The organism is Peptoanaerobacter stomatis, assembly GCF_000238115.1.
Lineage (GTDB): Bacteria > Bacillota > Clostridia > Peptostreptococcales > Filifactoraceae > Peptoanaerobacter > Peptoanaerobacter stomatis.
Map to the genome: position 1 here is coordinate 20,941 of NZ_JH414568.1, position 7,021 is coordinate 27,961.

The following is a 7,021-nucleotide window of genomic DNA, read 5'->3' on the forward strand; positions in this document are numbered from 1 at the left end:
TAAGTAATATTTTTAATAATAAAAATCATAGAGGGTGTGTTGAACTTGGAACAAGATCGAATAAGAATAGGCAAAATAATAAAGTCTCACGGTTTAAAAGGTGAATTTAAGATATATCCTTATACAAGCGATATTTCTTCATTTAACAACTATAAGACTGTATATGTGGAAGATATTGAAACACCATACAACTTGCAATATATTAAAAATATGAATAACTTATTGATAGGTAAATTTAAGGAGATTGACAATATAGATGATTTGCCGGAAGTTTTAGGAAAAAGTATATTTATAGACTATAGTGAAAAAAGACAAATGCAAGAAGATGAATATCTTATAAGCGAGTTAGTAGGGTTAGAAGTCTATGAAGGAGATCGATTAATCGGCATAGTTGTTGATGTCTTGCAATATGGAGCAAATGATGTATTTAAAATAAAATCGGGTTCTATAGAAAGATTTATCCCGAATGTAAAAAAATTCATTAAAAAAATAGATATGATTGAAAAAAAGATAACAGTAGAACTTATAGAAGGAATGTAGGATATATGATTTTTAATATAATGACGCTTTTTCCGGATATTATAAACGCATATGTAAATCAAAGCATAATAAAAAATGCGGTAGAATACGAATTAATACAAGTAAATGTACATAATATAAGAGATTATTCGGCAAATAAGCATAAAAAAGTAGATGACTATCCTTATGGTGGCGGGGGTGGAATGATAATGACAGCACAGCCTATATATGATTGTTATGTAAATATAAAAAAAAATAATCCTTCTACAAAATTGATATATTTTTCACCAAAAGGAAAAATTTTAAATAATAAACTTTCATACGAATATGCTAAATATAATAATTTAACTTTGCTGTGTGGGCATTATGAAGGAATAGATGAACGCATAATAGATATGATAGTTGATGAAGAGATATCCATAGGAGATTATGTGCTTACAGGCGGAGAGTTACCTGCGCTTGTGTTTTTGGATACAGTATCAAGAAAGATAGACGGCGTTTTGTCATCACAAGACAATGTTCAAGATGAAAGTTTTGAAGACGGTATGCTCGAATATCCACAGTATACAAGACCGGTAGAGTTTAATGGAATGAAAGTGCCTGATGTGTTACTTAGCGGAAATCATCAAAACATATATAAGTGGCGAAAAGAACAGTCGCTCGAAATAACAAAAAAAAGACGGCCGGATCTAATGAAATTTTAATTTAAGGTATGATATGAATTTAAATGATAATGTTATAAATTTGCCGAAAATAGGCGAAAAAAAGCAAAAAGTTTTACAAAATATGGGAGTGAGTACGATTTATGACTTACTCCATTATTTTCCGAGAAAATATGAGGACAGGAGCATATTTAAAAAACTAAATGAAATAAAAGCAAAAGAAAAGGCAAGTGTAAAAGCAAAAATTATAAGATTTGAAAAGGTAAATCTAAAGTTCAAAAAAAGCATTATAAATATATATGTAAGTGATGATACATCTACAGCTTGTATAAAACTGTTCAACAACAATTTTATATTACCTGAGCTTGAAAAAGGAAGATATATATTTTTTTATGGTCAAGCTGAAGAAAACTATGATCTACTGCAATTCAATTCACCTGAAATAGAATTTGATAAAGCTGAAAAAAAAATAGGCATGATATATCCAATATATCCGCTTTCAAACGGTATAAAAAATAGTGAGATATTAAGTGCAGTGAAATATTCAATTGAAAATGCGGATATGACATCATTAGAATATCTGCCGAATGAATATCTTGAAAAATACAGACTTATTCCTACATATGACGCTATAAAAAATATTCATATGCCTAAGAATATAAATATATTGAAACAAAGTAGATACAGATGTATATTCAATGAATTTTTTGAATTGAATATATTTTTAAATGCTCAAAAATCTAATGTTCAAAAAAGTGTCGGTATAAAATTTAAAAAATCGGAAAATATAAATGACATTATAAAAAAACTGCCTTTTGAACTTACAAATGCACAAAAAAAAGTATTAGATGATATATTTTCAGATATGAATAAAGATGTTCCCATGAGAAGATTAATACAGGGTGATGTAGGTTCAGGTAAGACTATAGTAGCGTTTTTAAGCATATATAATAGTTGTATGAATGGTTACCAAAGTGCATTTATGGTACCTACAGAAGTTTTGGCTGTTCAGCACTATGAAAATGCATTAGATTTTTTTAAAAATACTGATATAAAAGTAAAATTACTTATAGGTAGTACAAAAAATAAAGCTAAGTTATATGAAGAAATTGAAAATGGCGAAGTAGATGTGGTAATAGGAACTCAGGCTCTTATACAAGAAAAAGTTGTATTTAAAAATTTAGGGTTGGTCATAACTGATGAGCAGCATAGATTTGGTGTAAATCAGCGAAAAAAACTTGAGGAAAAATCAAATGCAAATCCTGATATAATTGTAATGAGTGCAACACCTATACCACGAACTCTGTCACTTGTCATACATAAAGATCTTGATGTATCTGTGATAGGAGAATTACCACAAAACAGACTGCCAATAAAGACAGTTGCAGAACGTAAAATAAATGAGCAAAAGGTTTTTGAATTCATAAAAAAACAAGTAAAAATAGGTAGACAGGCGTATGTAGTTTGTCCGCTTGTTGAAGAAAACTATGATTTGGACCTTATATCTGTAAACGAATTGTACGAAAAATTACTTGATGTTTTTCCTAAAGAGTATTCTATAAAAGTTTTGCATGGAAAGATGAAAGCGAAAGAAAAAGAAGATATATTAAAAAATTTTCAAGAAAACAATATTAATATATTGATTTCGACAACGGTGATAGAAGTTGGCATAAATGTACCGAATGCGACTATAATGGTAATCTATGATGCTCAAAGGTTTGGCTTGTCACAGCTTCATCAATTGCGTGGAAGAGTAGGCAGAGGAGATAAACAATCCTATTGCGTACTGCTTTATGACAACGCAAATAAAATTACAATGCAGAGAATACAGACTTTAGTTGATACAAATGACGGTTTTGACATTGCAAAGAAGGACTTGCAATTAAGAGGAGCCGGAGAGATTTTTGGAGTAAAACAACATGGCATACCTGAATTTAAAATAGGCGATATAATGCAAAATATAGATATATTGGAATTTGCGCAAAAATGTGCAAATGAAGTAATGGAGCATATGGACAGCAGATATATAACAAATATAATAGAAGATATATATTCGGAGATGAATATATCGTAGTTAAAAAAATTTATTTTTATGGAAATAACTCTTAATTATGATTTTAAAATATATCACTGTTAATTATTGAATGTCTTTGATGAATATAATTGACAGTTTTATATTAAACAATGTATATATTTAATTATTTAACTTTTCAACATATTAACTCCTTTAAACTGTAGAGAATTAGAGAAATAATATTATATATTTGACTTTTTATTAATTCATTTTTAAATCTATATTGTTTAATTATATAGTTAACATTTACCTCATCAAATATCTTGTAATACCTAAATTTGTGGATCCATATCTAAAATCATTATTTGCTTTTTTTAGACATTCAAGCACTATATATTTTGTAAATACTATGCTTATATGTGATATCATCATATCAAAGTTTACTTTGTTAAACTCTTTTTCAAGTTTTGGTAAATTCTTTGATACTTTAAATATTACTTCTATGTTTCATCTATTACCGTAGATTTTTACTATCTCTTTTTCTTCTAAACAAATATATAATCATTGAAATTCAAACATTATAAACAAGAATAACAAAAATATTACATTTATATTACAAATATAAAACCTGCACTTTTTACCGGGGAAATTTTGATTAAATAGTGATAAAATGTTTTTAGTAATCAAGTTCAATATTTATATCAACTGTCATCTATTTAGTAGCTGTTAACATTACATACATATTTTTTTAAAAGTGAGTGAAATCTTAGAATTTTATGAAACAATATTTACCATAAAATTTCAATTTAATTACACGTCATAGTAAAAGTCAATAGAATAATAGACATTCTTATTTTAGAACATTAATTATTTAAGACAAAAATTAACATAATTAAAGTAAAATAATGTGAAATATAAGCATTGTTAAAAAATATTAGTAATATTTTAAAAAACAGATAAAAAATAGAAAGGCATTTGATTAATATTGGACAATTACATATCAAAAAATTATCAAAATTAAAAGGAGGTAATATTGATGTTAAAAGTAAAAAGAATCTCAATGTTAACGATTTTTGTGCTAATTATGAGTATAATAAGTACACAAGTATATGCAGAGAAAATTCCATTTACAGATGTCTCAGAAAAATCTTGGTACTATGATGATGTCAAATCAGCGTATGAATCAAACCTTATCAATGGTAAAAAAGCGGATAAGTATGCACCAGACGACAATATGACAGCAGCAGAAGCAGTAAAACTTGCAGCAGCAATGCACAAGTTAAAAAACGAAGGAAAGGTAGACTTTGCATCATCAAAGCCATGGTACAAAGTATATGTAGACTATGCCAAGCAAAAGAATCTGATAACAGATGATTTAGATTGGAATAAGAAGATAACAAGAGCAGGGTATATGCAAATCTTCGCCCAGATACTAACAGACGAAGAATCAAAGAAAAATAGCGTAGCAGACGGCTCAATACCAGATGTACCGATGACACACCCAAGTGCTAAGGCAATATATAAGCTATATAGAGCAGGAGTAGTAGTAGGAGTAGATAATAAAAGAAATTGCTCGCCAGGAAGCAATATAAAGAGAAGTGAAGTAGCAGCGATACTAATAAGGATGATGGATGTAAAACGCAGATTATCATTTAGTATAGAAGCACCAGCACCAGGGACAACTCCACCGGGAACAACACCGCCTGGGGCTACACCAACACCAGAAGTAAAACCACTTAGAATAACTAAGCAACCAGAAAATGCAATAGGAGATTTTATTGGAGATGTAGTGACATTAGAAGTTAAAGTAGAAGGAGGCAAGGAACCATATAACTATCAATGGCAATATAGAAAAGTAGGAGACAGAGATTATACAAACATTAGGATAGTAGACGAAGCAACAAATGTATTAAAATATACTGTAGACAGAGAAGCCTATGATTGTATATGCGTAATTACAGATGCAAAAGGTAATAAAGTAACAAGTAATGCAGCAAGAGTAGAGCTGAAAGCAGGTCCACTTAGAATCACAAAAGAACCAGCTGAACTTATAGAAGGAAAAGAAGGAGATTTTGTGACATTAGAAGTTGAAGTAGCAGGAGGAAAACAACCATATACCTATAAATGGTACCGAAAAATAGCTGTAGCACATATACAAGCTATTGAAGAAGTTCCATATGAAGGAAGTAAAACAAGGTCAGTAAAAGTTCCTTTTGCTCCAGAAACCAGGTATCAATATTTATACCGATGCGAAATTATAGATGCAGATGGAAACCGTGTATTAACTAAATTTGCATTAGTGAGAGTAGATCCAAGCACAGCACCGCCTATAATAATAAAACAACCTGAAAATAAACTTGGTATTCCATCAGGTCATACAGTGTCATTGGAAGTCAAAGTATCAGGAGGCAAGGAACCGTATAGATATCAATGGGAAGAAAGAAAAGAAGGAGACATAAATTATACAAACAGTATGGTAGAAGGAAATACAAGAAATGTATTAAGACCAAAAGTAGAAATGTTTACCTATTATTATCGATGTGTGATTACAGATGCAAACGGCAATAAAGTGACAAGTGATGAAGCAAAAGTGGAAATAGATCCAAATACAGTGCCAATTAAAGTAACCAAACAACTTGTGGATGTAAGAGGCGTGCCAGGAGATGTTGTTACATTGGAAGTTGCTGCAGAAGGAGGAGTACAACCACTAAGATATCAATGGCAAGAAAGAAAAGTTGGAGATGCAGAGTACAAAAACCTTCCATTTGCTACAGCAACTACACATAGAGTACCTGTAACAGGTGAGCCATATGATTACCGATGTGTAATTCATGATGCAAAAAACAGGTGGGTTATAAGTAATAAATCAAGAGTAGTATGGAAAGTTCGAATTGACAAAGAACCTGAGGATGCAAGTGGTAGGTTAGGAGATAGAGTGACGTTAGAAGTCAAAGCTGAGGGAGGTATAAAACCTTATAGATATCAATGGGTATATGTAAAAGATGGAGACACAGTATTTAGAAACAGTACTTCAGAAGGAAATACAACAAATGTATTAAAACCTCCTGTAGAAAATGATATCTACTGGTATGTTTGTAACATTATGGATGATGAAGGAGTTCAAGTGATGAGTAGAAAAGTACAGGTTCGTAAAAGATAAATTTTACTTGAATCATTTTTATACTCCATTTAAAAAATAGCAAGGCATTTAATTAATATTGAATTGTTATGAACTAAAAGACAAAATATTTTTATTGATATGACAAGAGTTGTTATGGCAAATATAATTTCTTGTTATGTTTGTAAACGGTTAGATAATTTATCCAGTGATAATTAGTTTATAGTATAAAAAGGAGCTGTTGCAAAATGGTGAAAATCATAGCAACAGCTCTATATTAATGACTTTAGCCTGTTTCGCCCATTGGAGTTTTTCTCTGAACCGAAAAATGTAAATGGGCGAAACAATTAACCACCCGCTATGCGGGTGCGCGTCGGATGTTATACAAAAATTACCTTTCCGTGTACAATAGAGTTGTTCAGGCTATATTGTAGAAAGGAAAGGTAATTATGGCAAAGAAAGAATATTCACTTGCACATACAAAATGGATGTGCAAATATCATATCGTCTTCACACCAAAGTATAGACGAAAAATAATCTATAATCAATACAAAATAGATATTAGAGATATTATTAAGCAGCTATGCAGCTATAAAGGAGTAGAGATTATAGAAGGGCACTTGATGCCAGATCATATTCATATGTTGGTGAGCATACCGCCTAAGATAAGTATATCATCATTTATGGGGTATTTGAAAGGAAGAGTGC

At 30.4% G+C, this 7,021-nt stretch carries 5 protein-coding genes; all 5 read left to right on the forward strand.

Going from position 1 to position 7,021, the window contains the following annotated elements:
• The first annotated feature begins 36 nt into the window (after window positions 1-36).
• Complete coding sequence (gene rimM, locus HMPREF9629_RS10315; RefSeq protein WP_040012541.1) at window positions 37-540, forward strand: ribosome maturation factor RimM; 504 nt, start codon at window positions 37-39, stop codon at window positions 538-540.
• A gap of 5 nt (window positions 541-545) precedes the next feature.
• A complete protein-coding gene (trmD, locus tag HMPREF9629_RS10320; protein ID WP_009526329.1) occupies window positions 546-1,223 on the forward strand; it encodes a tRNA (guanosine(37)-N1)-methyltransferase TrmD in 678 nt (225 codons plus the stop codon).
• A gap of 13 nt (window positions 1,224-1,236) precedes the next feature.
• Window positions 1,237-3,255, forward strand: a complete 2,019-nt coding sequence (gene recG, locus HMPREF9629_RS10325; protein ID WP_009526330.1) for an ATP-dependent DNA helicase RecG — start codon at window positions 1,237-1,239, stop codon at window positions 3,253-3,255.
• A gap of 976 nt (window positions 3,256-4,231) precedes the next feature.
• On the forward strand, window positions 4,232-6,355 hold the full coding sequence (locus HMPREF9629_RS10330) for an S-layer homology domain-containing protein (protein WP_009526331.1): 2,124 nt from the start codon (window positions 4,232-4,234) through the stop codon (window positions 6,353-6,355).
• 407 nt (window positions 6,356-6,762) lie between these two features.
• A partial coding sequence (tnpA, locus tag HMPREF9629_RS10335) for an IS200/IS605 family transposase (protein WP_009526332.1) occupies window positions 6,763-7,021 on the forward strand: 259 nt, incomplete at its 3' end.

Bases quoted from the DNA above. Each gene is read 5' to 3' on its own strand.
- trmD (WP_009526329.1), top strand. From the start codon at position 546: ATGATTTTTAATATAATGACGCTTTTTCCGGATATTATAAACGCATAT.
- recG (WP_009526330.1), top strand. From the start codon at position 1,237: ATGAATTTAAATGATAATGTTATAAATTTGCCGAAAATAGGCGAAAAA.
- HMPREF9629_RS10330 (WP_009526331.1), top strand. From the start codon at position 4,232: ATGTTAAAAGTAAAAAGAATCTCAATGTTAACGATTTTTGTGCTAATT.